Origin of the sequence: Okeania sp. SIO3B5 (assembly GCF_010692555.1) — a bacterium.
Classification (GTDB): Bacteria; Cyanobacteriota; Cyanobacteriia; order Cyanobacteriales; family Microcoleaceae; genus Okeania.
The window spans coordinates 86825-113140 of the sequence record NZ_JAAHHG010000023.1 but is presented as its reverse complement, the minus strand read 5'-3'; the positions used below and the strand labels follow the sequence as shown (position 1 = coordinate 113140).

Here is a 26316-nt window from a genome sequence, read left to right as displayed (position 1 = left end):
TACTGATTCGGCGAGTTCGTAGTTGACTTTCAGGATAAGGGAGACAACTTTTGTAGTAAGACAATTAATAAAGCTTTTATCCTAAACTAAAAGCAATAGCTGATAGCTGAAGTCCGCAGTTCCGACCATAGGAGGCTGGCTGACGGCTGAATGCTTACGATAATTTTTCTTGATTATCGAGTAATATTATACAGCGTTTATTCTTGGAATAAGGTAAATTTTTTTTATTTTTAGAGAACAGATAGCCTAGAAATATATCATACACATCGCGTATTTTTTGGAAAATTATTATATTTACCGAAATTGGATTTGATATATTTGATATATAAGTAAGGGATGATAAGAAAGTAGATCTAAAATAAAGGTGAGGGGATAGGCAAACTAATGAAAAATAATCATCAAGCAAGACAAGCATAGAACAACTTTTAGGAAAATTTTGATTTGTTGGTGTAGCTACTATTATGAATACAGCTTTTTCTTTGGGCTAAGTATATACTCTAGCTTAAAGGTGGTGCTAAACTTATCTTCCTTGAGGAGAAAAACGGTAAATACTTTTCACATATTCTGTGAGCTTAGGCTAGTAATTATTACTCAAAACCATTGAGATTTTGAGTCTGTCGATTGAGCAACTTGATATTTACAGTAGCAGATTTAAGAAAGAGGTAGTATGACTATTTTATTATTAAAACAACTCGGTTTGATTTCTTTTATACCTATATTTTTAATAATATTTTTTGAGTATCCTTCTTTGTCAAAAAATTACACTCAAAATCAAAAATTCTTAAATAATGAAGCCAATAATATATTAAAACTAAACAAGCCTCAATCTACTAAACTGCAAAATCAACCTCCGACTAATAAATATCTAAACAATATAATAGAAGTATCTGAAGATAGATGTATAATTAAGCACTTGAGGTTGAGAAATGGTATCAAGATCAAAATCAGACAAAATTGTAATTAGGGTTTGCTGAATAAGTCTTTTTGTTGAGGTGTAGTATATAAATCGGTTGTTTAGTAAGTATTTATACTATGCAAATCATCTCAATTAGGGACTTCCAAATAAAAAATTACTTGCCGTTAGAATTAGAATATATTTATCGACTGTTGCTTGCTAACACCAAAAAATATAGACTATCCTAGACAAACACCTACAAAATGTCTAGGATATTACGCAATGGCAAATAGGTAGAAAAATTAGGAACCAGACACGAAACTTAAGTTCATGTCAAAGTTATAGCAAATATTATTGACACAAAAAGGCAAGCTCTGCTAACCTTGAGTAAAGTAATTCAATGTGAGTAATGGCCAAATCTCACGGTTCCTTGACAGGAATAGAAGCTAAAATTGAATACCATCCTGCAAACACAGAACTCGGAGCATTATATGAATCCTGGAAACGTTCTGCTGTTAACTGGATGCAAACTGAGAAATTATCAGAATCTGAACTAGAAAAGCGTCTGATGAAAAAGTTTAACATTCAATGGGCTTATGCTGACTCAATTGCTACTGAAGCACGAAGATGTTTAAACCAATTAAAAACAGCTAAAAAAAACCTAATTTCTAAATTAGAGTTGCAATTAAGCGCCAAAACAACTGCGACAAAAAAACTGATCACCAAACTAGAAAAAACATTAAAATTAGCAACAAAAAAAGGTTTTCCACACACACAAGCTCGAAAGAAATTTTGTCATCAATTACTGGGTTTAAAAAGTAAAATTCAGAAAATAGCTAACCTGAAACGAAAATTAAAGAAGTTAAAAAACACAGAACGTCTACATATTTGTTTTGGTTCACAGAAATTATTTAACGCTCAACACAATTTAGCAGAAAACGGATATAAAACCTCAGATGAATGGAATGTAGATTGGAGAAAAAAACGCTCAGGCAGGTTTTTCTGTGTAGGAAAATCTCAGCCAGGGGGTGGAACTATGATGAAAGTTTTACCATTACAAGAGGATGGGTTATATAAATTACAAGTTCAACTACCTAGACCATTACAAGAAAAATATGGTAAGAAAATACAGTTAAAATTTTCAGTTTCAGATAGGATTGGAAGATATAGAGCCACAGACTTAGATTATGCCATAAACAATTTAAAACCAATCACAATTTCTATTTTTTGTAGAGAACATAAACAGGAGAATTGGTATATACATCTTTCAACTTATGTACAAGAAATACCAGTAGTTCATACAAGAAAAAATGGTTGTCTAGGTATTGATTTTAATGCAGACTCAATTTCGGTTACTTATGTGAAGTGGGATGGTAACATTAAATATTTAGAAGAAATCCCGTATAAATGGAAAAATAAAACAACAGGGCAGCGACAAGCATCCATGAGAAATATTGTTTCTCAAATTGTGTTCTTAGCAGAATTTTTTGAATGTGCTATTGCTATTGAGTCTCTAGACTTTAGTAAAAAAAAGGCCAAGATGAGCGAAGAAAGCAAAGTTTACAATGAGATGCTTTCTAACTTATCTACTGGAATGTTTAGAGAAGCTATATTGTCACGTTGTAAAAGATTTGGAGTGGAATTAATCAAAGTTAATCCAGCTTTTAGCAGTGTAATTGGAATGATTAATTATATGGGTAAATACGGCCTGAATAGTGGCACTGCTGCAGCTTTAGTAATTGGCCGTAGAGCCTTAAAATTATCAGAAAAAATACCACAGTGTTTGTTGAGACCGGAGGATGTCAACAAACATGATTGGAGTCATTGGAGGCGAGTTGCTAGTTTTATTAAACTACATCGTATCCGAAGGACTCAACTTTTTCAGTGGAGGAAAGCCCTTGAGGGAATCCTAACCCATGGTTTATGGGCGGAACATCAACTTTCACAGCAAGTACACATTGAAACGGGTGAGTAATGAATCATTTGCAATCACCGATGGCAGATGTCTAGCTTTGTCTAGTTTTCAAGAAGGTGCAATATCCTAATTCAGCAAGGTAATGCAACTATGACACAAAAACCACCACCTCGTCCCCCAGCCCCCCGTCCTCCAGGAAGCCGTGGTTTACCGCGTCCCCCAGCTCCACCTAGTCCACCAGCAGCAAGAAAACCCCCAACATCTCCTCCAGCTTCTTCCGATCCACCAGCATCATCAACATCTGCTTCTCAACAAATAATTCCTCCAACGGAAACCGCACCAGTACCTCAAATAGCAACTCCTGGTGGTCCACAACTGGGTTCTGGACAAATACCGCTGACAGATATTGTCCGGCGAGCTAATGAAGAAGGTGTTTCAGATGTTCATTTAGGGGTAAAAGAAATACCACGGTTCCGCAAACGTGGAGACCTTGTACCTCTTGAATATCCAGAAACTGACTTGAACACCTTTATGTTTTGGTTGCGAGAAATTCTTACAGATGAAGAAATTCGTGCATTCCAAGAAAATCTTGACTTTGATGGTGCTGCTGACTTGGGTTTTGTCAGGATTAGGATTAGCTTGTTTGACTCTCTTGCTGGTCCAGCAATGGTTTTACGACTGATTGGGTCTAAAATATTGACTATGGAGCAACTTAAATTGCCAGAAGTCTTCAAGAAAGTCTGCCATTACCATAAAGGGTTAATTTTGGTGACCGGACCTACAGGTTCTGGTAAGTCCACCACCATGGCGGCGATGATTGATTTTATGAACAGTACTTTTCCTTATCATGTCATCACTATTGAAGACCCTGTGGAATTTGTCCATGAAAGTCGAAAATGTTTGATCAAGCACCGGGAAGTAGGTAGACATACTCTAAAATTCTTTAATGCTCTTAAAGGCGCTCTCCGTCAAGACCCAGACTTAATGTTAGTAGGGGAAATTCGAGATAAGGAAACAGTGGGAATTGCCATTAAAGCTGCTTCTACAGGACACTTGGTAATGGGAACATTGCACACCAACAGTGCCATCAAGACTCTAACTCGTATTTTGGATATGTTTTCTGCTGAGGAGCAACCAGCGATTAAATTAGCTCTTTCAGAAATTCTAGTAGCAATTATTGCTCAGTTGTTGTGTAAAACTACTGATGGTAAGCGGGCAGCTTTCCATGACATTTTGATTAATACTGACGTAATTAAGGAATATATTGTTAAAGACCAGTATGAAGAGATTAACCAAATTATGCTCAAAGATACTTATGAAGGTATGACTACCATGAATAGGTCTTTGTTTGAGCTTTACCAAGAAGGTCGAATTACAGAAGAAACAGCAATAGATCAGTCTCCTTTCCCAAATGAAATGGCTCAGATTTTACGAGGTCGAATTTGACATACTCCCAACATTGCGCTTAGGCGACAACGCGGGATTCTTCAGCCAGAGAAGCCCTGACCGCAGTTTTAACAGAGGTGATGTCCTCCCTCTGTGTTGATAACAATCCAATTTTCTGTATTAGAAGTGCTGAGTTATAGTCCCTATCTAGTTCTTGTCCGCATTTAGGACATGAATGCCAACGCTCTGATAAGCTTTTAGGGACTTTACTCAAGCATTCCCAACAATGTTGAGATGTACCTTTTGGGTCTACTTTGATAATCCTCTTGCCAAGTTTCCAAGCGACATATTCTAAGACTTGAACAAACTTACCAAAAGCTGCATCCTGCAAGGACTTATTTAGTCCTGACTTCGCCGATTGACCGTTGGGTAAGAACTGGCCATTATTGCCTAATTTGGCTTTGCAACGTCTAACTAAAGAAGCTATCTGTAGCTCTTCAAGGAATATTACCTGACAATCACTGAACAAATGATAAGCAAGTTTAAATTGCCAGTCTAACCTTTGTCTAGCTATTAGTTGATGAAGTTTAGCTATTTTTCCCTTGAGAACTTTCCAAGCCTTAGAATGCTTTTGCTTCTTAGCCAATCTCACTTGAAGTCTGGACAGCCGATGTTCAGATTTCCTGAAAAACTTGGGAACATTTATAAACTCACCATCACTGGTAACAGCATAGTAAAACAACCCCAAATCAATGCCTTTTGAGTTTTCTAAGGTAGGTTGAATTTCTGCAACCTCTATAGGTACAGTCTTATCTTCTATTGTTAAGCTGATATACCAACCATCAGCTTCACGGATTACTGTTCCTGTCTTAACCTTGAATCCTCCTGGTATTGCGCGATTGTAGACAAAAGGAACTAAGCCTATTTTTGGTAAATTGATACAATAACGACCGTTAGCATTTTTAACAATATTGGTATTTGATAACTGAGGATAACTGAACGAGTTATAGTAATGCTTCCCTTTGAATTTAGGTCTCCCACTGGTTTTACCGTTTTTGTCAGGTTTGGTAAAGTTATCCATAGTAGTTTGTACACGCTGGATAACATCTTGTAGCACTTGAGAGTGCATAGACTTATACTCAGGAAATAGCTTTTTGGTTTGTACTAAATCTGCTAGTTGAACAGTTTCCCACACAACATAACCATTTATTATATTTGGATGCCTATCGCCTTTCTTTGTTACTGGATTACCATTGCCGTCTTTTTTTCTACCGTCCCTTGCTTGTATTCTAAACTCTGGGATATTTTGATAAATCCTTTCTACAGGAACTACTGAAACGTTAAGTGGGCAAGCGTTTACTGGTGTGCGTGTGGCTTCAAACCAATTCAGCCTTTCAGCTAAACGGTAGTTATATTGCTTTCGGGCTAATTCCAACCAATTAGCTATAATTACTGTTTGGCTTTTCTGTGGTTTAAGCTTGTACTTATATTTCAGTAGCATGATGTAGTATCGACCTTTATCTCTACGTTATCTATCATAACAACTGTTTTTATTGATAGCTGTGGAAGTGCATAAAAAATCAGGACAAACCGCACACATAACGCCTGGCTTTCCCATACGGCGCTGAATTAAAAATTACAGCGCGGGACTTCCCCCCAGGTAAAGTTAAAAAGATTGTGAAGTTTTAAATTTTAAGTTCTTAGGATGAACTAGAGTAGAAATTAAAAGCGCAGTTTAACTTTCCTGGTGGGAAGTCCCGCATTGTAATATTGATTCAGCATGGAAAAACTCAAAAGTCTGTAGTCGATCCTAATTGATTTTCTTGAAACCAGCTCCAGAAGAATTCCCCCTATTGTTCAAGGGTATAGCCTTGTTTACACCCGGGGGAGATTTAATTTATTGTATAGACCCAAGTAAGCAAAATCGATGGCATCTACACCTCTGTGTAGAGCTACAAGAAATATTGGGGTTATCAGAACCACCTCATTTCTTAATACCAGGATACACTGCAACTATTGATAAATGGCTAGACCATCGTACTCAACAAGTCCAAGTTTCTGCTGAAGCTTATGCTCCAGTCTTAAGATATCAGATATTACTTAATGCCATTTTTAAGACTGATAACTTGATTTGGCAACCTGCTCCTTGGTCAGAGGAATTTTGTAATCCAATGGTAATTTCTACTTATTATGACCAGTTTTCTCAACTCTGGAAAAATCATAACCTTGTTGTACATCTTGAGCAGCAAGAGTTTAATCTAGACTCAACTCCAGAGGTTTTGACTTCCAGTCTCGATCTACAACTAGAAAAACTAAAAGTTCAAGGGTATGTTCTTCGGTTATTTGTATCGGGTAACAGTATTGGCACTGAGCGAGCAATGAAGAGTCTCCACCAAATATTAGAACAATCTCTTTCTCATCCTTATACTTTGAAAGTAATAGATGTGTTGCAACATCCCGAACAAGCTGAAGCAGATCAAATTACTGCTACTCCTACCTTGATTAGAGTTTGGCCTCTACCTGTGCGGAGAATTGTTGGGGAATTTAATGATGTGGAAAAAATTCTTACGTTGTTGGAAGGTGCTAATTCTAGGTTTTATAGCAGGGAATAGGGAATAGGGAATAGGGAATAGGGAATAGAGTAAGATTTTTCCAACTTCGGTTTTTCCCTCTCCCTTCTGCTATGAACAGACATTAGGATCACATAAACCTGTAAAATTTACGGTTGTGACTTCCAAGGTATCTAGCTCAACTTTGCGGATCATACAATTATTTGTATCTGCAATAAATAAATGTTGCGCGATCGCACTTAATCCTGATGGCTCAAAAAATTGACAATTAATACCTTGTCCATCTTGATTACCTGCGGTGCCATTTCCCAACATGGTAAGGCATAAACCTGCGTGATATTCTACTCGCTTAATTTTGTGATTATAGGTATCAGCAACCCATACATAATTTTGGGTATATTCTATTCCCAAACAATGTTGCAGCAAAACTTCTGAACCTTGGCCATCTTTATCGCCAAAGCCAAATAGCCCTCCACTACCACAAATAGTCCGCACTTGCGGATGCTGATTAATACCGACTGCCCGAATTGAACTAATTTCACTATCAGCAACAAATAATTCATTGCCATCTGTACTAATACCGCTAGGTTGAGCAAAAGCAGATTCTGTCAGAGAGCCATCTACACAAGCTTCTGCACCAGTCCCTGCATAAGTACTAATCATTCCAGTATCCAGTTGCAACAGCCAAATTTGATGGGAACCGGCCATAGCAATAAAAATGCGATCGCCTATCTTGTCCACATCCCAAGGTGAATTAAGTCTAGTTTCCCTAGCAACTCCACTATGAGGTGAAATTTGATAACTCTTTTCTCCAGTACCTGCAATAGTTTCCACCTGCTGAGTTGTAAAATCAATTTTGCGTAAAGCATGATTTTCTGTATCGGCAACATATAAAATTTGATTCTTGGCATCAAAAGTCATACCTTGGGGAGCGAAAAATTGAGCTTCAGAAAATGAACCATTGATTAATCCTGCTTTCCCACTACCAATAATGTGCAAAACCTCTCCCTCAAGAGTACTAACAACAATACGATGATGTCCTGAGTCAGCGACAAATAATTGATTAGTATCACTATCAGCGAGAACTTTACCTGGAAAAGCTAAAGGTGTAGTCACAGGTTGCTTTTGTTTTTCTAGAATTGAGCTAACTTCACTAAAATTAATAGTACCTTTGTCTTGATGTTCTTCTATCAACTTACCAATAATTTCATCTAAGACGTCACGTTTACCTTCACCAGAAATAGACCCCACTATATACCCTTCTGGATCGATAATTTTGAAAGTAGGCCATGCACGAACAGCATATTGTTGCCAAACTCTCGATCCACTGTCCACTAAAACAGGATGTCCAATGTCGTAGCGGAGGATAGCTTGTCGGACATTTTCCAATTCTTTTTCATTCTCAAATTTTGCTGAATGGACACCTATAACAGTCAGGCTATCTGGATATTTTTGTTCTAGGAATTTTAGGTCTGGTAGAACGTGGAGGCAATTAATGCAACAGTAAGTCCAGAAGTCGAGGATAACCACTCGTCCTTTTAGAGATTCGAGGGATAGGGGTTTGTCTGTATTTAGCCAGGGATAATTTTGGGGCAGTTTAGGTGCTCTGATACGGGACATAACAATTAATAATTAATAATTAATAATTAATAATTACCTTTTCCTAGATTAAAGGTTGCTACAAAGCGCCTAAAATCAATAGGGGGTAATTGCTTTTGTAAAATAAGTAAGACTTTTTCGATTAATTCTTTATCATTTGGGGGTGTTGTTTGAGTTTGTTCGTGTATATCTTTATTTTCTCGTTCTTTCATAGCTTCTTCATAAATGCTATCAATGGTTTCATTTTTAAATAATTGCTCTTTAAGTTTCACATAATCCCCTTGATTTCCTAAGTTTAAAGTGGTAACAATATCTAAAAACTTAGCAGTTTCTAATTGATTAAAGAGGATTAATAACGCTTCTTGGATAATTTGATCGTTATGGGTTAGGTTAGTTTTCATCACATAACTCTAAGATGAAGTTAACAGGATTTAGGGTTTTTAAAGAAAGGTTTTGGCAACGACTAATCAGTCTTTTATCGCAGGTGAGAAAATAATCAGTTTGTATCATTTCTGCACAAGCAACATGATAAGCATCAAATTGTTTGATTCCTTGTTGGGTAAGTTCATTTGCTCTCTCTTTAATGGCTAGGTTAAGGGGTTGATAGAGGGTTGCTTTCTGTAGATAGCGACTCATTATCAATTTTTGTAAGAGATAAGGGTTCTTTCTATTCTCTAATTCTAATGCTTCGGAACTAACTAGAATAATTGATTTTTCCTCTATCATTTGAAAAATGAGTTTAACTGCTTCAGTTTCTAAGGCAATTTTCTTCTGTGTTTGATCATCAAAAGGACGATTATAAACACTGGTATCTAAATAAACCCTAATCACATCATACTACCTCCTCAATTAATATGGTATAGCAATCAGGAATGATTTATGAGATATTGGGCGATCAGTAGTTTCGGTACGAAAACCTACGCGCTTGACTACTTGAGCTGCTGTAAGAATCCTTAAACCCTGATTAATTCGTAGATACTGCACTTTTGAAGTTTATGGACTGTGAAATTCACCTAAAATCTTAGCGCCTCAAATTGAATTATAGTAGTAGTTTCAGCCTTAGCGTACAAATTAGTTCCATTACTACCGATCGCCCTCTTCTAGCTCTTTCCTTTGATCAACCCAAATTACACAAAGGCTCTGCTATTGTACTCTTACTTGTATGTCCAATTAAAGAAAACCCCGTTACTAAAGTAACGGGATTTCCAAACTAATCTGCGTTAACCCAAGCGGTTGAGTTTGTCTTTTCTTTCGCTTTTGTTGTAGCAGTCATGTTTGTTTTCAACTAATCCGCATTAAACCCTGCGGTGGGGAGTTCGGTTTTTAAACCACGACATATTGACTAAAAAGCTACTGCTATTAATCTGTCAAGGTTTTTAATACCATTACTCTTAATTTTCACTGTAAGCATACAAATTGTCAACCCCCGATTCACTGTAATTTAGCTATTATCTGTCTCTTTTAACCCCACTGTAATTGTTAAATTTCTCTTTTTTTCCCTTGTCTATCTCACTGAACCTTTTTATATTTTGTAGTCCAGGTTATTTGGGGTAAATATAGTGAAGCTGCCACCTTTGTTCTCTTCATCAATGCACAAGTACTCAAAAAAAACTTCCACTGGTGTTAAGGAAGTTTTTACTGATTTATATCAAATCCGGTAGCATTGGTATAATTCAGGATTAGGGGAGAATAGTCAATATTGTAGAGGCGAATAGCCGTTTGCTTCGCATAACTATCGTTAACGTCCCTACTGACGGTAGAATTATATCACTCCGAAGCTAGCGGATTTGATATTACTCTCGGACAAAGAAAATGTTAGGTTTTACAACCACCAAAAGTTAAGATTAAAAAATTTTGATAGTTGGGATGAATGGCTTTACTTTCTACCCAAACCTTAGCTACTTTTTCTTTCCAAAATAATACACTAATGCAGCAGATACCAGAGGTGTCTGTGAGTTGATCATCAAAGATGCCATATCCTTGATAAATGACTTCTCCCCTGGAACAGCAACCGACAAAGCAATTAAGAGAAAAGAGCCAATTAAGGATATCTGGAGTAACGTTAAAAGTCTGCCGGTTATCCGTTCTTTATGCTTAATTTGTTCCCTCTTAGACAGATATTTTAGATATTTTAGTTCTTTATCATCCAAAGGTTTCTCAGGAATATGCTCATAACGAGGCTTTTCCAAGTCCGAAAGCTCTGGAGTTTTTTCTTGCAAATCTTCTGAAGACAAAGACTCACTACGCTTCTTCAGTTCAGAATTTGCCCACTCAGCAATACGCTTGATTAGAGCTTCATCATCTAAAGGTTTCTCAGAAATATGCTCATAAAGGGGCTTTTCCAAGTCCGAAAGCTCTGGAGTTTTTTCTTGCAAATCTTCTGAAGACAAAGACTCACTACGCTTCTTCAGTTCAGAATTTGCCCACTCAGCAATATGCTTGATACAATCATCGCTTAAAGTTTCAGCAGAAATGAACGGTTGAGTATACTTCTCAATGTCAACTTCCGTACAAGGATTAGTTGTTTTCTGAGTGTTGGAAGATTGAAATTTTTTCACTAGCTAATGTTACCTTAAAGGGTTTACACAAGCTTTCACATCTCTACCTAAAAACTACTTCCTTCACTGATTCATCAGAACCCACAACTAGCACGGTAGAACCTTGCTTGATTTGCTTATGAAAATACGCTTCAGTGGCGATCGCCTTCCGTAGTGCTTCATTCTGACTAATTCCTTGAGAATCAGCTAAGAACTCTAGCATTTCTCTAACTTCTCTTGTCAAAGTCACTGACATACGTTTTGTGCCTACGGATGCAATCTTTTCAGGTGTAGTAGGAGGACATGATGCTTGAATTGAACTTTTTTGTGATTTCATTTCTCAAATACTTGGTAAGGTGTACGCTGATACAAGAAAAGTGAAAGTAAAGAAAATTAACAGTTCAAAAGATTACACAAGAACTTGTTTATTACACCCAAATTTATTACGCTCAAACTTACTACAACAACACAATAAGTAGTTTTCAATTCCATATTTTCCTAAATTTCTAGCTTTAGTAATACACAAGAAAAATCAGCAATGGCCAATCAAATTACCACCGAAACTGATTTACCTTTACACCCAAAATACACCAAAATGGTGCTTCTATAACAAGTAGGGTTTACCGTACACGCTTAGACAGCTTAGATTGAAGGGCTATAGAAAAAAGACATTCTAGTGAATTGTCTGTGTAAATAACTCTTGAAAACTATGGGTATTGAAAATTTCAACAGTCTAATCAAAAATATGTTTTTAATAATTCAATTTTATTTTTTTTTACCAAGGTCAAAATAATCAAAAATAACCTCAAACGTAAGCATTCAGCCGTCAGCCATCAGCTATCAGCTATTGCTTTTAGTTTACAAGCAAAACTTTATTAATTGTCTTACTACAAAAGCTGGTTACCTTGACCTTAAAGTCTATATTAATTTAAACACTGTTCTTAAAGAGAAAGTCTTGTTGTGGAAAGCTGACTGCTAATAGTTGAATACTTACCCTCAAACCTTCTCCCTAACAAATATCAAACAGACAACATAATTTGAGAACCTTGGGGTGTTTTACTAACTTCTATTCGTGCCTGAAAAGCTTCTTTAAAATGAGGAATATGAGTCACAGTTAAAATACAGGAAAAATCAGAAGAAATGGCGTTAATAGCGGCAATTAATCTGTCGCATCCCTCGGCATCTTGAGTGCCAAAACCTTCATCAATAATTAGCAGTTGTAATGCAGTTCCAGAACGTTGTGCTAACAATTTTGATAATGCTAAACGAATGGCAAAATTAACTCGAAAAGCTTCTCCACCAGAATAGGTTTCATAAGGTCTTGTTCCTTGAGTATCTGCAATTAAAATATCCAACGTATCTATCCATTTGCTATTTTTTTTACTGCCTTTTGTAGCTTTTTGAGTCACGAATTGAATATGTAATTGATTACCACTTAATCTTGCTAAAATCTGATTTGTTTCAGCTTCTAACTGTGGCAAAATATTTTCAATCATTAGCGCTTGAATACCTTTTTTCCCAAATGCCAAAGATAATTCTTGATAAACTCGATATTGCCGTTTAGCAGTTTTTAATTGTTCCAATTGTTCGCTAGTTTGAACTTTCAACTTCTCTAAATGTTGTAACTGCTGTTGCACTTTTCCTAAACTTCCTAACTGTTCATCTAACTGCCGACGACGGTCTTGAATTTTTTTATCTAAAAATAGAATCTTTTCATCCGCATTAGGAGTTTGTTCTAACTGTTGATTGAAAGTACAAATCTGGCTTTTGATTCCTGCTAAATCTTGTTGCTTATTTTCTATAATTCCTTTCAATTCATTAATTCGTTTTAATAATTGGGGATATTGTTTTTGAGCCTGACATAATTTTTCGACACGAGTCAGCCAAAATTGTGTTTTTCTCAATTCAGACCTCACACAATTATGCTCTTCTAAATCATATCCAATTTCAGCAATTTCTCTCTCAATAACAATAATTTGCTGTTGTACATGAGAAGTTTGTTTTTGCTGCTCCAACTCCTGTTTTAAACTAACTATTTGCTCCTCAATTTCTGGCAGATGAACGCGAATTTTCCCTAACTTTGTCTCTGCATCTTTAATCTGCCCATATTTAATTTCTGCCCACCTTAATTTCTTCTCTTCTTGTCTCGCTAAACTATGACTCCGGTCATCATAATTAAGCTGTTTAATTTTTTCCTCTAAAATACTAAGTTCAGCATATAAATTAACTGCAAAATCTCCCGTCTGTAGCGATCGCTCTACTTCTGCCACTTCCCTTACTAACTCTTGCAACAAAGTTTCATCTTTGCCAATATTATCTAACTGTGCTTGTAAACTGCCTCGATATTCCCGCAACTCATCATATTTCTCTAACTCTCCCTCTATTTGCCGATATTCCGTTCTCAAAACCTGAATTTCCCGCTCAGAAATAGCTAGTTGTTCCCGTGCCACCCATAATAAATCTCTAATTTCTTTTTGCTGACTTTGATGTTTGTCCACCACCAAATGCCAGTGATGTTCATCCAAGGGGCGATTGCATAACGGACAAGGTGGGTACTCTGTCACCCCTATTTCAATATTATCGGTACCTTTATTTAATAATTTCAACTTTTGGTCTAACTCTGTCAGTCTAGCTTCGTAGTCTTTTTTATTACGAACTAAACGTTCGAGAAAATGATGTCTTTCCTGTCCCTTCTCCTGTACTCGTCGCAGATAAACCCGCTTATTATCTAATTGAGAAATTTCTTCTACTACTTCCTGTAATGCTGTCTGTAGTTGAGGTTGCTTTTGCCGTTGAGTTTTTCTTAGTTGGTGGGTTCTAGAATTGAGTTCTTCCAAACGAGCGCTCAAACGTGCTTGCTCCCGTTCCAGTTCAGTTTGTAATTTTTGGCGTTGTTGTTGTAGTGGGGTAACTTCCACTTGTAACTTATCTAGTTCATTTAATTTTGTTCTGGCAGTTTGCAGTTGTGTCAGAGCAGTTTCAATATCAGCACGCTTGCTCAGAATATCCAAATTTTCTTGTTCCTGTTGTTTGAGAGAATTTAACTGTGCTTGATGTTGCTGAATTTTGTTTTGTACTTCTTGCAGTTGTTGACGTTGTTTTTCCTGGAGTTGTTGACGCTGGTTCAGAGCATTTTGATGGGTTCTAAATTTTGCAGATAAACTCTCTTCGGTAGTTTGCAAGTTTTGGAAATGAGCATATCCAGCTTTAATTTCATTTTCCTGTTGCAAAACTGCTAATAGTTCGTCTTGTTGTTGTTGGGTAGTTTTGAATTCCTGTTGGAGGCGATAACATTCTTGCACCAGTTTGTCATATTGTTGTTGTTGTCCGTGCAGTAGTTTTTCCCAGGTTTGACGATGGTTTTGTTGAGTTTGCAGTTGTTTGAGTCGTTCTTTATCGCATTCTTGTTGTTGCTGAAGTTGAGTAAGGGTAGTTTGGAGATGGGTTTGTTGTTGGGCGATCGCTTCTTTTTGTTCTAGTTGTTTTTGGTTTACTTCTAATGTCTGCTCCAGTATTTCTACTTTCGCTTTAAATTGCCGAGCATTATCTTTAGCTTTTTCTCCAAGGGTGTCATATTGGTCGAGTTTGAGGAGGTTGGCGAGAATTTCTTTCCGTTCATTAGGACGTTTGAGCATAAATTCATCTGCCCTACCTTGACGCAGATATGCTGAGTTAACGAATGTGTCGTAGTCGAGTTTGAGATGTTGGATAATAGTTTGTTGAGTTGCACGGACGCCTTTTTGAGTAAGACTTTTAAACCGGGAACCAGTGCTAATTTGAAATTCTAGAGTAGCTGAACTACCCCGACGACGACCACGAATTACACGGTAGACATTACCATTGCTGCTAAAAGTGAAGTCTACTCGTACTTCCTTTTCCCCCAGACTGATAATATCATCTTCAGTAGCGGCGCGACTATTTCCCCATACCGACCAAGCGATCGCTTCTAGTAGAGAAGATTTTCCTGCACCGTTTGGTCCGCAAATACAGGCAGTATGCAGACCCGTAAAATCTAGAGTTGCTTCCTGATAGCTGAGGAAATTTTTGAGTTTCAATTTTTGAGGAATCATTTTGTTATCGCACTTTTAGTTGTCAAGCTTTACTAAACTAATATTTCACCGAGTTTTGTTCTAACTAATTTAGTTGATGTTAATTCACCCTAATTTTTGCTTTCTTTTCTACGTTATTTTTTAGATAACAACTATATTAGTTTAGTTAAATTTTTCACATTTTACATTAGCACAAAAAAATAACTATTGTGCTTAGGTTTCTATCTGCAAATATAAATTCTTGAGTTTCCTATAGTAGACTTAATCTAATTTTTTCTATATTTGGTGTCATTAATTTATTGTTAACGCTATATATAAATTTTCTAAGGGTGGCGATCGCTAAAAGCTGATTTATAAATTTATTTCTCTGGTGTTATACCATTTCTCAAAAACTTTTCAACCCGTATCTTGAGTAGGAGAGTGGAGGAATGTGGGAAGTGTGAGAAGTGTGGGAAGAAATTAAAATATATACAGCAGATTCCATATGAAGTACATATATTAACAATTAAATGAATGCAAGTGCGGGCATCTTGCCCGCTTCGGGGTGTACCTCACCAAAGTGGAATCCGCTCTATCTTTACCATGACGCGAGTAAGACAACCAACATAATAATAATTAATGCTAACCAGGGTGCTAATTAGTAAGCATTCAGCTATTAGCTGTCAGCTCTCAGCTCTTATAAGGGGAAAGTATTATGATTTCGTTTACTACTACTTTGTAAAGTATTTAAGAAATTTTTGACTATTTCATAGGCAAAAGCTAATAAGTAAATAATATCTAAAACCATTAATATAATACCAATCACTAGCACTTTTATACTACCCATTTGTTTGCCTAAAATTATAAAAATACTTGCTATAATTCCTACTGAAAGCACAATCAACAAGACTATTTTTTGTTCAAACATAATAATTTTTATTGAGTAATTTTTCTAGTAATTCACATGACACGATGAATCCCTTCTACATAGAAATCTTTGAGACGTTCATCAAAACCAGTAAAATCAGGTTCACTACTTAGAGGAATTCGTAGTAATTCAATTTTTTCTTCATCAGAACTTCCTGTAATTTTATCAGAAGGATTGATAATTCCTAGCAAAATTACTTCATTTCCTGTTAAGTACCCTTCAAATGCGGGAGAAAAGAATTCATTTAAAAAATCATAAGATACGTTAATACCCCCTCCATAAAACAGACCTACAGATGTATATCTAAATCTGAAATTTTCCCAGTCGTGATATATGCGTGATGTATCTGCTCTTCCTTTATCTGCAACATAAAAATCAGGACTAATCTCTGGGACTATACGCTCAACAATCTTAAAAACTTCACTAATAATTTTATGAGAAATATCTTGAAATAACTTCTTTTCTACATTACTTGATACTTTGTATCTAATCTGTTCTAATAAAACTTCAGTTTGATTAGGGTCTTGATTTTCTGATTCTACAATATTTATTAAAGCATTTATAAGTGCAGGAATATACTGCCAACGAGTATCTATTCTATATTCAAAAGCTCTATCAAGAACTCTATTTATTTTAGATAGTATGTGTTGGGGTATAATTGATAAATTTTGTTGAATTTCTTGCCTCTGATTCTGATGTGGTTTATTTCCTTTTTCATCATAAAGATGACGAGGTATTTCTCCAGTTATTACAAAAAATAAAATGCCACAAACTTGTGTTATGTCAGACCGTTCGTCTCTTTGTAAACCACTTTCTCGTTTATGCTCTGGAAGCACAAGAAATCTATTTCCTATATCCTGTCCTGTAGGTGTTAAACTTATATCATCTTCTTTGTTAAAAGAAAGACCAAAATCTATTAATACAGGTGTAGTAATATCATTGTTTCTAATAATAATATTATCAGGCTTAATATCTCGATGAACTATACCTATTTGATGACAATATTCAAGAATATCTAATAATTTGAGTGTAAAACGTACAGCATCAAATACATTCATTACACCTTCTGCTACAAACTCTTCTAATGTACTTCCTTCTATAAATTCAGTTACCATGTAGAGAGGAACATCTTTCTTAAAACATTTTGAGTTTGAATCAATTAATTTAGGTATTCCGGGATTTTCCAAAGTTTCGATATTAGTTACCTCTCTGTGCATTCTTGCACGTCTTTCATCATTCTTTTGTCTATGAAGTATTTTTAGTACATATTTGCCAGAAAGAGATGAATCATTTTTAGATTTGACTAAAGAAGTTTTGCCTTGGCCTCCACTACCAATATCTCCACATTCTTCCCAATTTTCATCCCAAGGTTTAGGTTTACTTTTACTTTTGCTCATAATTACACTGACTAAAACGCACAAATGTTATTATATAGTCAGGACTTACGCAGAGACTCTACATATAGCAAGGGCGAATGCCATTCGCCCCTACATATCAGGATTTTTTTTCGGTGGTGGTGCATTGTAGTTATTTTTGTTACCAGACACGGTAGTGGGAGCATCTTGCTCCCTCACTGTCATTGCTTTTTCCTAATAACTGCTGTAATTTTTTCCCAAAACAAAAACGTAAGCATTCAGCCATCAGCTATTAGCTATCAGCTATTACAGCAGTTTTCTAGTTGATGAGGTACAAAATTTTAGGACTTTAGGGAGTAGGGAGTAGGGAGTAGGGAAAAAAAGATTAATTTTAAAACTGTACCTCACGCTTCCTCAAAAGTGCTGTAATTTTCGGTCTGCGTAAAAGTAACCTTTGAAATTGAAAAAGAATAAAAAGTTACTGCCAAAGTCCTTAGACAAAACCTTAGAAGTAATTATTTGTTAGTAATTGCTGATAGCTGACTGCTGATAGCTGAATGCTTACGCAAAAACAACGCCTCAGTCTTACTCACTCAGTGACTTCCTTCAATTTATGGATTATTTCTGGAGTTGCACTAAGTAATAAAATAAATCTTAGTTACATCGCTCCCCTTTTACCATTTAAGGAAGTATTAGTTTTCTATTTTGGCGTTGTTTTTGATTATTTAAGGAGACAGATTTTCTTAGACTTAACAGCGTTGTAACCTCCTGAGTTCCTGAAATTATTTCCTCTGTTTTAATGAATTTGAAATGAAGTTTAACTCAAATCTCAACTTGAGCAATCTTTACTTCCTTACCGTTATAACTTGAGGAAACATCAGCTTCTGCCAAAGAAGTTGCTGTTGTTGAATCACACAAACAACTAGACTTAACGGTATTTTTTTCCTCCTGGTTTTTAATGTCAACTACTTAATTAACAATTAAGGTTGACAACAAACTGTTGCTCGGTCAAAACCTTAACACTTAGTATTAAGCTCTAACTATTTCAGCAAAGAAGATAAGGTTTTGAATGTTTGCAGCTTTACTGCTTCAATTACTAATCTAACACTTTTACTAACAATTACAAGACAATTTAACGAAACTTTACTTTATCTTTTTAAGTCAATCTTTTCAAACAATAACACCCACCTATACTCACTTCATTACTTCCTTTTTTCCTCTTTAGGTCTTGGATGTACAGTCTTCAATTCACTGTACTAATCCCAAATTTTCAGGAAGTATTAGCTTTCTAGATGGGTGTTATTCCGACTTTGTATTGAGATTAACTTAAAATTAAACAGCTCTTTTTTACCTCCTTGGCTGAGTAATTTCCTCTACATTATTAAATATTGAATAGAGTTAGAATTTTCAAAAATTAAAATTCATTGCTCCCCTAAAAATATTTGAGGAAATATCAACCACCGTTGGTTGCTGTTGAAGTTTAAACAAACAGACGAGCAGGTTAAACAGTTTTTTGTTACCTCCTTATAGTTGATGATTTAAACTTTTGAAATCTACTGAACAAGCTTCTTTGCTTCTTCATGTTTCTAATCTAGCACTATTAATTAACTATGCAAGTTAATTTAACGAAACTTCACTTAATAGCTTTTCAATACTTTTGAGATTGTAAATATAGGTTAAATTTTAGTCATATTTACTATATAATTAAAATCTCAGTCAAACTCTGATTAGGAGATAATTTAGTATTTAGGAAAGTGACAATCAATTATATTAAGAATTGAAAAATTAATAACTTTGAACGCCGTTATATGCTATTTAGCGATCGCAGTATTCAGAAAACAAGAAAATACGGCGTTGGTGAATCAACATAAGAATTATGAATACCCCTTTCATTACTTGCTCCCGAACAACCCGTAAACGAAATAATCTGTAGGGACGTTGCATGCAACGTCCCTACTATTCCCTATTCCCTATTCCCTGAGCACGAAAATCATAGCTAAATTCACCAACGCCGAAAATACTTCCCAAGTTCAGATACATCAAGCCAGGCAATTCCAGGTAAAACCAGGTAAAACCGTTCATAGCAACCTATTTATAATAATTTCTACTTTCAATTTCTGATTTTTATTGAGACAATGACACAGAATTGTGGGATTCTAATTAATATATCAACAACTAATTCAGTAAGTATCTAAAATCTAAAAAAGCTAATATAGCATATAGCAAAATAACAACTAACTGGCCCATAACTAGAATGTTAAGAACATCAATTCCATCACTACGAGAACAACAACACCCTTTAGTATGCCAACTAGCAGATACCATAGAAGCAGTATGGCAACGTCACCTAGACTTACAACCATATTACCTACCTACAGAACTAGGGTATGTAGAAGGCCGTCTCGAAGGAGAAAAACTAACAATAGAAAACAAATGCTATCAAACCCCCCAGTTCCGCAAGCTACATCTGGAACTGGCCAGAGTAGGACAAAGCTTAGATATATTGCACTGTGTAATGTTCCCTAGAACAAGTTATGCCTTACCCATATTTGGCACAGACTTAGTGGGAGGAAGAGATCAAATAAGTGCAGCAGTAGTGGATCTATCACCCCTCAATCAAGATAGAAAACTGCCACAAGTGTATAATTACCAACTTAAAAGCTTACCAATAAAAGAATTTTCTTATCCTCGCCAACTCCCTGAATGGGGCGAAATATTTTCAGAATTTTGTCTATTCATAAGACCTAATGATTTAAACGAAGGACAAAAATTTCTATCTATAGTGGAATCTTACCTAAATATACATTGCCAACAAGCGATCGCCCAAAAACCTGTTACCTCAGAACAACAACTTGAAATTCTTAAAGCTCAACGCCATTATTCTAGTCAGCAGAGACAAAACGACAAAACCCGCCGAGTCTTGGAAAAAGCTTTTGGAGCTGAATGGACAGATTATTATTTAACAACTGTATTATTTGATAGTCCGGATTAATTAGGGTTTGCTGAATAAGTCTGATGGTGATTATAGGCAACAGGCAATAGGCAACAGGCAACAGGCAAGAGTTTAGAGTAGAGAGTTTAGAGTATCTACTACGGCCAAATTTTCGACATTGTCAGGGGAAAAATATGAGCATTTTGAAACTACAAGAGCCAAAAACCTTGCACCCCCTCAGCAATATTTAATCCTGGAAGCCTTTACAGGTATTGATTATATTTTGATTCAGCAAGCCCTAATTAGTTAGAATAAAGTTCTTAGGGAACGGGCAAGATGCCCATTCCACAAAAATATTCATATAAATTTTTAGAAGTAATAGGATGAGGAGAATGAGTACATTAACTACCCTAAAAGTTTATATGGCAAGCCAAAGTAAAGGGTAGTGATCGCTCATGTTTTAATAATTAAACCTAAATTAGTATTGCAGTAGATGAACCCAAGGTTGCTTTAGATAGTAAATCTGGTATAAATATAGTTGAAATTATGCAAAATTGAGCTAGTAAAAAGAAGAAAATTATATTTATTTTTACTCAAAATTATTGCATTTTATATGTTGCCAACCTGATAGTTAAAAATGAAGAGTTTTACCTGTTAAAGTAGGCATATTTATACACTATAAAATCAAAGTAGTTAATATCCACTCATTAACATTTCGCGAAAGTATATGAACCCTGAAATATGCTTTTCTTCTTCCTTCTTCCTGACTTTAATTATTTCCTAATTTTAGTACTTTTAGCATTATTTTTAATTGCACCTTTTGTTTTCCCTTTTGTAGATAGTTGTGTTACTGCTCTTGGAGTCTTTCTTTTACCTACAGTTGATTTGGATAGAGGAGGAGGTGGTGGTGGACTAGCATTCCTTGCTCCTGGTCGGTTAGTACGAAATAGAACTCCATCATTAGATTGTTCTAGTACCAACATCGGTGTTGGTTTTGCTTTTTGATCCCAATCAATATGTACAATTCGACCTTGAATAGTAGGAGTCCAATTATCATGATCGTCACTAGGACTAAGGTAGGTTTCTAAACAATCAATAATTTGATTAATAGTTTGAGAAGTTGCCTGAGTTGGTAATTTTGTCAGTTTGATTGACACCCGAAATAACACTCTTTTTCTCAGATCTTTACCTGCTTCTCCAGTCTCATATTCTACATCAAACATAGAATCAATTTGTCGCCCACTTGGGTTTCCTTTTTCTCCTGCTGCTATTGGAGTAGGACGCAGTGCAATACTAATTTGTTGTTTAACTTTTACTTTAATTTGATTGACAATAGCAAAGTGAAAAACTTCTTCTGCCATTCGCATTCTTAAGTAGTCTAAGTTAAATTCTCGCGAATGGATTAAGTCAGGATTTTTTTCCATTTTTGAGATAGTTGCTACAGCCAATTTATATTTTTTCTGTAGGTCTTTATTTCTAAACTCCTCCGTATTAAGTTTTTTATTAAATTGCTTCATTTTTACTTGGTGGAATATACTCATAATAATCAGTAATAGCAATAGTAATCCAGATGCACCCATCCAAATATATTCTGATTTTGGCAAAGTTAGTTCTGGTGCTGGTGAAGCTTGGGCTAACCTTGGTTCCACAATAGTAATTGGTGTTAACATAGGTTTTAAATAAAATTTGGCAATGAATTTACATAAATTTAAATTGATAGGCAATTCTAAATTAAGTTAGACATTTTTCAAGATTACTCAAAAAATAAAGGCTATTCAAAATATTGTTCTCAAAATTAACTCATCAGTTAAGAATAATATTAGAAATTAGACATACATTTTAATTATTCACAAAAATTAAGTAAGATATTCATAATTTTTGAGCTACTACTCTATAATAGTAAATATTATACTTCATATAAATTAGAGAAAATACATAAATTGTTAAAACCTTTGTAAAGGAACAAATTTTCATAGACAATATAACTAAAATATCATCAAACTTTTAAGTATAAATACAGAAAAAAGCAATAAATTAGTATTGCTCATTACTTTTATCAAACTGGAATATACGAAACCATTCTTATTTCTGAATTGTGGCCTACAAACCTCTCCATCACAAATATCGTCCTCAGACTTTTGCTGACTTAGTGGGTCAGGAAGCGATCGCCCAAACTCTGACCAATGCTATTGATACCGAACGAATAGCTCCAGCATATCTATTCACAGGACCGAGAGGCACAGGGAAAACTTCCAGCGCCAGAATTTTTGCCAAATCTCTAAACTGTCTCTCTCATGACCACCCTACCCCACATCCCTGTGGTACTTGTGATGTTTGTATAGGTATCACAAAAGGCTCAACTCTGGACGTCATAGAAATTGATGCTGCTAGCAATACTGGTGTGGACAACATTCGGGAATTGATTGAAAGGTCCCAGTTTGCACCTGTTCAATGTCGTTATAAGGTATATGTGATCGATGAAGTTCATATGTTATCTGTGTCCGCTTTTAATGCTCTACTCAAAACTTTAGAAGAACCACCAAACCGAGTAGTATTTATTCTAGCAACCACAGACCCCCAGAGAGTTTTACCGACTATTATCTCCCGTTGTCAAAGGTTTGACTTTCGTAGAATTCCTCTAGAAGCGATGGTAGGACATTTGCAAAAAATTGCTACGGAAGAAAAGATTGAAATTACCACTGAAGCTGTCCAAATGATAGCTCAAATTGCTCAAGGTGGACTGCGAGATGCAGAAAGTTTGTTAGACCAGTTGAGTTTATTGGCAGGTGAGATTACAGTTGAACGAGTATGGGACTTAGTAGGGGCGGTGCCTGAGCGAGATTTAATGGCACTTTTGGAAGCGATCGCCTCTGATAATTCTACACAGGTTTTAGAATGTAGTCGTCAAATAATGGACCGGGGTCGAGAACCTATTATTGTGTTGCAAAATTTAGCAGGATTTTACCGAGATTTATTAATAGCAAAAACTGCACCGACAAATGGAAATTTAGTGGCGTTGACAAAATCTACTTGGGAACAACTTTGTCAAGTTTCTCAAGCATGGGATATTAGTACTATTTTAGCTGGTCAAAAGCATTTACAAACTTCTGAAGTACAAATTAAAAATACTACTCAACCTCGTTTATGGTTGGAGGTAACTTTGTTGGGATTATTGCCTGGTGCATTGGCAAGTTCGAGGGTAATAGTTGAACAGGTATCTCAACAACAAATTACTAGACAAACAAGTAATAATATTCCGGTTCAAACTACTCCAAAAACTTCACCTCAAGTAAAATCACAACCACCTATTTCTCAACCTCCTGAAAGAAAAATCTCGGAGGTACAAGAAATTCCTGCGGCATCAAAAAGTGAGGAAGATTTAGTTAATTCGGAAGCGGTTAATGTTAATCCTGAAGAACAGAATTTAAAGGGAATTTGGCAAAGAGTGCTGGCTGAGATTAAACCAAGAATTCAACCTTTATTTCGTGAGCATGGAAAGTTAATATTTTTTGATAATCAGGTGGCTCGTGTCAGCTTTACTACTCAAGCATTACAGAAAATAGCAAATGCAAATGATAAAATTTCTAATATAGAAGCTGCTTTTGAAAAAGTTTGTCATAAGCCAATCAAGGTAAAAATAGAGCTGGCTAATTCTAATCAGAAAAATTATCCCCAAAATAGAAATACAAATTCTGTAAATACGACTAGAAAATATAATCAACAAACTCAACCTGATAGAGAGCAAGAAACTTCTAATTCTGATGATGAGGTTGGAGAAGATGAACCAGAAATTTATCCGCCATCTAATCCAATAAATTCTCAGATAGAAAACAAAATTATCCCAGAGGTTTCCCGGTCTAAATCACAGTTAAATAATGTGGTGGAGCAGGAAAAATATTCTGAAAAAGAAAGACAGACTGTAGTAGTTGCCACTCGCCGAATAGTTAAATTTTTTCAGGGAGAAATAATAGATATAGAGTCTCTTAAATCAATAGATAAAACCGATCTATCTACGATATCTGAGTCTCCTAATTTATCTATTGATTCTCAAATTGTTGAGTTTGAAAATAGTAATGTTGGTATAGATGAACCAGAGGAAAATGAAGAGTTTGAGTTGGATGATGATGTTGATTTTTAACTAGCTATCAGCTTTTAGTGCAAAATTTGTAGTAGACTGACACGCCTAAAAATGTAGGTTGGGTTGTAGCTTGCACACCAAGTAGCGGTACGGCAGTGCCCGAAGGGAAACCCAACAAAACCTTACTAATGTTGGGTTTATCCTAACGGATAAGCTCCGCTTTTTCCTACGGAATGCTCCGCAAACATGTCGCGCAGCGTTAGCGGAGCTTTGCGTCAGCAAAACGTCCCTCAACCCAACCTACACTNCTAATTGGGATGTCAGATATGAAATGTTGGTGATATTTCTGTTGATTTGTGTTGTTTCTTTCAATATTTATTGTTTAAATAGGTTGACTGTTAGGGCGAGTCTTTTTACTCAATTTTTGCTCTTGGCAATTTCTAATTTACTAATTTTTTCTCCTGCACAATATGAAAATTGGCTTTGGGGAATTCAAGTTGTGGTTTATATTCCTATTGCTTGTTTGACTGGTTGTTTGGTTATTGCCCAGAAAAAACTGGGTTTAATAACTAAGTTTATTATTTGTTTTTGTCTCTGTACGGTTAGCACTTTTTCTTATGCTAATGGAATGTTGATTTGGGTATTGGTTTTTCCAGCATTGGCTATTTTAGCTTCTGGAAAATTTGAGGAAGTTTTTACTAAGAATATTTGGATAATTATCGGTGGTTTGTTGGGTTTAGTTGCCAATTTAGTCGTATATTTTTATGATTATCAAAAGCCAGATAAACATCCGAGTTTTTTATCTGCTATAGCTCATCCAGTTGAGACTTTTCATTATTTTTTGGCTTTTTTAGGCGCTCCTTTAGGTTTTGAAAATTTAACTGTAGCGACAATGGTGGGAGGTTTGGTATTTGGTTTTTGGCTGTTTTTAGGTTGGAAGTTTTTTTGGTTAGTTAAAACAGATTTTTTATTGTTACATCATTTAATTGGTTGGCTAATAATTGGGATTTATGGAATTATTAGTGGTGCTGTAACTGCTGTGGGTAGAGTTGGTTTTGGTGTGGAACAATCTTTGGCTCCTAGATATACGGCTTTTTCATTATATTTGATGGTTTCTTTGGTTTATCTGTTGGCTATTTTTTGGCAGTTAGCTAGTGAAAAAAATGTTCAGACAAAGTTGATTAAATATGCTTCCTATTTTTTAGTTAGTATTTTGATTATCTTACATTTTAAGACTACTATTAATGCTGTGGAGAGGATGAGCGATCGCCGAGCAATTTTATTACAAAGTAAGGCTTGTCTGTTGGCAATAAATGTTGTTCCTCAAGATGAATGTTTGGTGACTAAAAGAAGTCCTGAACCTCTGAGAAAGACTGCTAATATTTTAGATAAATTAGGTTTTTTACAACCTGGTTTAGTCAAGAGTAAGAATATTCAAAATATTGCTGGAGAGGTAAAAAAAGATTTAATTTATGGTTATTTTGATACAGTTAATCAAATTGATAATCGGACTTATGTTGCTAATGGTTGGGCAATTTTACCGGAAAGAAATGAAGTTGCTGATGGTGTGATTTTAACTTATGAAAATTCTGAGGGAGAAGACATAATATTTAAGTTAATTAATCAGAGAATGCCGAGACCTAGTGTTAGAGAATATTTTGATAATTCAGTTTATTTAGATTCTGGTTGGCAAAAGTCTTTTACTGTTGAAGAAATTCCTCAAGGAAAGGTGAAACTTAAAGCTTGGGCGTTTGATACTGAAACTGGTAAAGCTTTTTTGTTGAATCAAACTCAAATAGTAAAATAGTGCTACACGGTAATTTTTTCAAGTTATTTTTACACGGCTCCTTAGAGGTTGTCTGAGAAGTCCTATTTGCTACATCATGCGCCCCCTAAATCCCCCAAAATTGGGGGACTTTTAGAAACAAATTGACTCTTGTTCCCCCCAAAGTTGGGGGGCTAGGGGGGCAAAATTCAGTTTTACCCGAAAGAAATGAAGTTGCTGATGGTGTGATTTTAACTTATGAAAATGCGGAGGGAGAAGACATAATATTTAAGTTAATTAATCAGAGAATGCCGAGACCTAGTGTTAG

Annotated in this window: 17 protein-coding genes; 6 read left to right on the top strand and 11 right to left on the bottom strand. The window is 35.6% G+C overall.

Annotated features, from left to right (window positions below; all coding sequences use genetic code 11):
* Positions 1-1304: 1304 nt before the first annotated feature.
* Positions 1305-2870: an IS200/IS605 family accessory protein TnpB-related protein gene (locus tag F6K54_RS05455; RefSeq protein ID WP_293075391.1), complete on the top strand. Its 1566-nt coding sequence runs from the start codon at positions 1305-1307 to the stop codon at positions 2868-2870.
* 90 nt (positions 2871-2960) lie between these two features.
* Entirely contained in the window at positions 2961-4256 is a 1296-nt protein-coding gene (locus tag F6K54_RS05450; RefSeq protein WP_293075389.1) for a type IV pilus twitching motility protein PilT, read from the top strand.
* A gap of 19 nt (positions 4257-4275) precedes the next feature.
* Here F6K54_RS05450 and F6K54_RS05445 read toward each other — a convergent pair whose 3' ends face one another.
* The gene (locus F6K54_RS05445; protein WP_293075387.1) at positions 4276-5697 is read right to left on the bottom strand and encodes a transposase; all 1422 of its coding nucleotides are present in this window, start codon (positions 5695-5697) and stop codon (positions 4276-4278) included.
* A 370-nt stretch (positions 5698-6067) separates the two neighbouring features.
* Between F6K54_RS05445 and F6K54_RS05440 the strand changes: the two genes are divergently transcribed.
* Complete coding sequence (locus F6K54_RS05440; protein WP_366558061.1) at positions 6068-6808, top strand: circadian clock KaiB family protein; 741 nt, start codon at positions 6068-6070, stop codon at positions 6806-6808.
* Between the two features lie 69 nt (positions 6809-6877).
* On the opposite strand, the gene F6K54_RS05435 is transcribed toward F6K54_RS05440, so the two are convergent.
* The 9 genes from F6K54_RS05435 to F6K54_RS05395 all read right to left on the bottom strand — a co-directional run bounded on the left by F6K54_RS05435 (position 6878) and on the right by F6K54_RS05395 (position 17255).
* On the bottom strand, positions 6878-8386 hold the full coding sequence (locus tag F6K54_RS05435; protein WP_293075383.1) for a thioredoxin-like domain-containing protein: 1509 nt from the start codon (positions 8384-8386) through the stop codon (positions 6878-6880).
* A 26-nt stretch (positions 8387-8412) separates the two neighbouring features.
* Positions 8413-8766 (bottom strand): hypothetical protein, encoded by a 354-nt coding sequence (locus F6K54_RS05430; RefSeq protein WP_293075381.1) that lies wholly within the window; start codon positions 8764-8766, stop codon positions 8413-8415.
* Complete coding sequence (locus F6K54_RS05425; RefSeq protein WP_293075379.1) at positions 8756-9196, bottom strand: PIN domain-containing protein; 441 nt, start codon at positions 9194-9196, stop codon at positions 8756-8758. The genes F6K54_RS05430 and F6K54_RS05425 overlap by 11 nt, the downstream gene beginning before the upstream one ends.
* 18 nt (positions 9197-9214) lie before the next feature.
* Positions 9215-9349: a hypothetical protein gene (locus F6K54_RS05420; protein ID WP_293075377.1), complete on the bottom strand. Its 135-nt coding sequence runs from the start codon at positions 9347-9349 to the stop codon at positions 9215-9217.
* A gap of 914 nt (positions 9350-10263) precedes the next feature.
* Positions 10264-10923, bottom strand: coding sequence for a hypothetical protein (locus tag F6K54_RS05415; protein WP_293075375.1), 660 nt, complete (start codon positions 10921-10923; stop codon positions 10264-10266).
* Between the two features lie 43 nt (positions 10924-10966).
* Positions 10967-11239: a hypothetical protein gene (locus F6K54_RS05410; protein ID WP_293075373.1), complete on the bottom strand. Its 273-nt coding sequence runs from the start codon at positions 11237-11239 to the stop codon at positions 10967-10969.
* A 682-nt stretch (positions 11240-11921) separates the two neighbouring features.
* Positions 11922-14972: an exonuclease subunit SbcC gene (sbcC, locus tag F6K54_RS05405; protein ID WP_293075371.1), complete on the bottom strand. Its 3051-nt coding sequence runs from the start codon at positions 14970-14972 to the stop codon at positions 11922-11924.
* Positions 14973-15627: 655 nt separating this feature from the next.
* Entirely contained in the window at positions 15628-15858 is a 231-nt protein-coding gene (locus tag F6K54_RS05400) for a hypothetical protein (protein ID WP_293075369.1), read from the bottom strand.
* A 32-nt stretch (positions 15859-15890) separates the two neighbouring features.
* Positions 15891-17255, bottom strand: coding sequence for a serine/threonine-protein kinase (locus F6K54_RS05395; protein WP_293075368.1), 1365 nt, complete (start codon positions 17253-17255; stop codon positions 15891-15893).
* A gap of 2212 nt (positions 17256-19467) precedes the next feature.
* On the opposite strand from F6K54_RS05395, the gene F6K54_RS05390 reads away from it, so the two are divergent.
* Complete coding sequence (locus tag F6K54_RS05390; RefSeq protein ID WP_293075366.1) at positions 19468-20205, top strand: phycocyanobilin:ferredoxin oxidoreductase; 738 nt, start codon at positions 19468-19470, stop codon at positions 20203-20205.
* A gap of 713 nt (positions 20206-20918) precedes the next feature.
* Here F6K54_RS05390 and F6K54_RS05385 read toward each other — a convergent pair.
* Entirely contained in the window at positions 20919-21815 is an 897-nt protein-coding gene (locus tag F6K54_RS05385; RefSeq protein ID WP_293075364.1) for a hypothetical protein, read from the bottom strand.
* A 425-nt stretch (positions 21816-22240) separates the two neighbouring features.
* On the opposite strand from F6K54_RS05385, the gene F6K54_RS05380 reads away from it, so the two are divergent.
* Positions 22241-24283: a DNA polymerase III subunit gamma/tau gene (locus tag F6K54_RS05380; protein WP_293075363.1), complete on the top strand. Its 2043-nt coding sequence runs from the start codon at positions 22241-22243 to the stop codon at positions 24281-24283.
* A gap of 271 nt (positions 24284-24554) precedes the next feature.
* On the top strand, positions 24555-26030 hold the full coding sequence (locus F6K54_RS05375; RefSeq protein WP_293075361.1) for a hypothetical protein: 1476 nt from the start codon (positions 24555-24557) through the stop codon (positions 26028-26030).
* Positions 26031-26316: the final 286 nt, after the last annotated feature.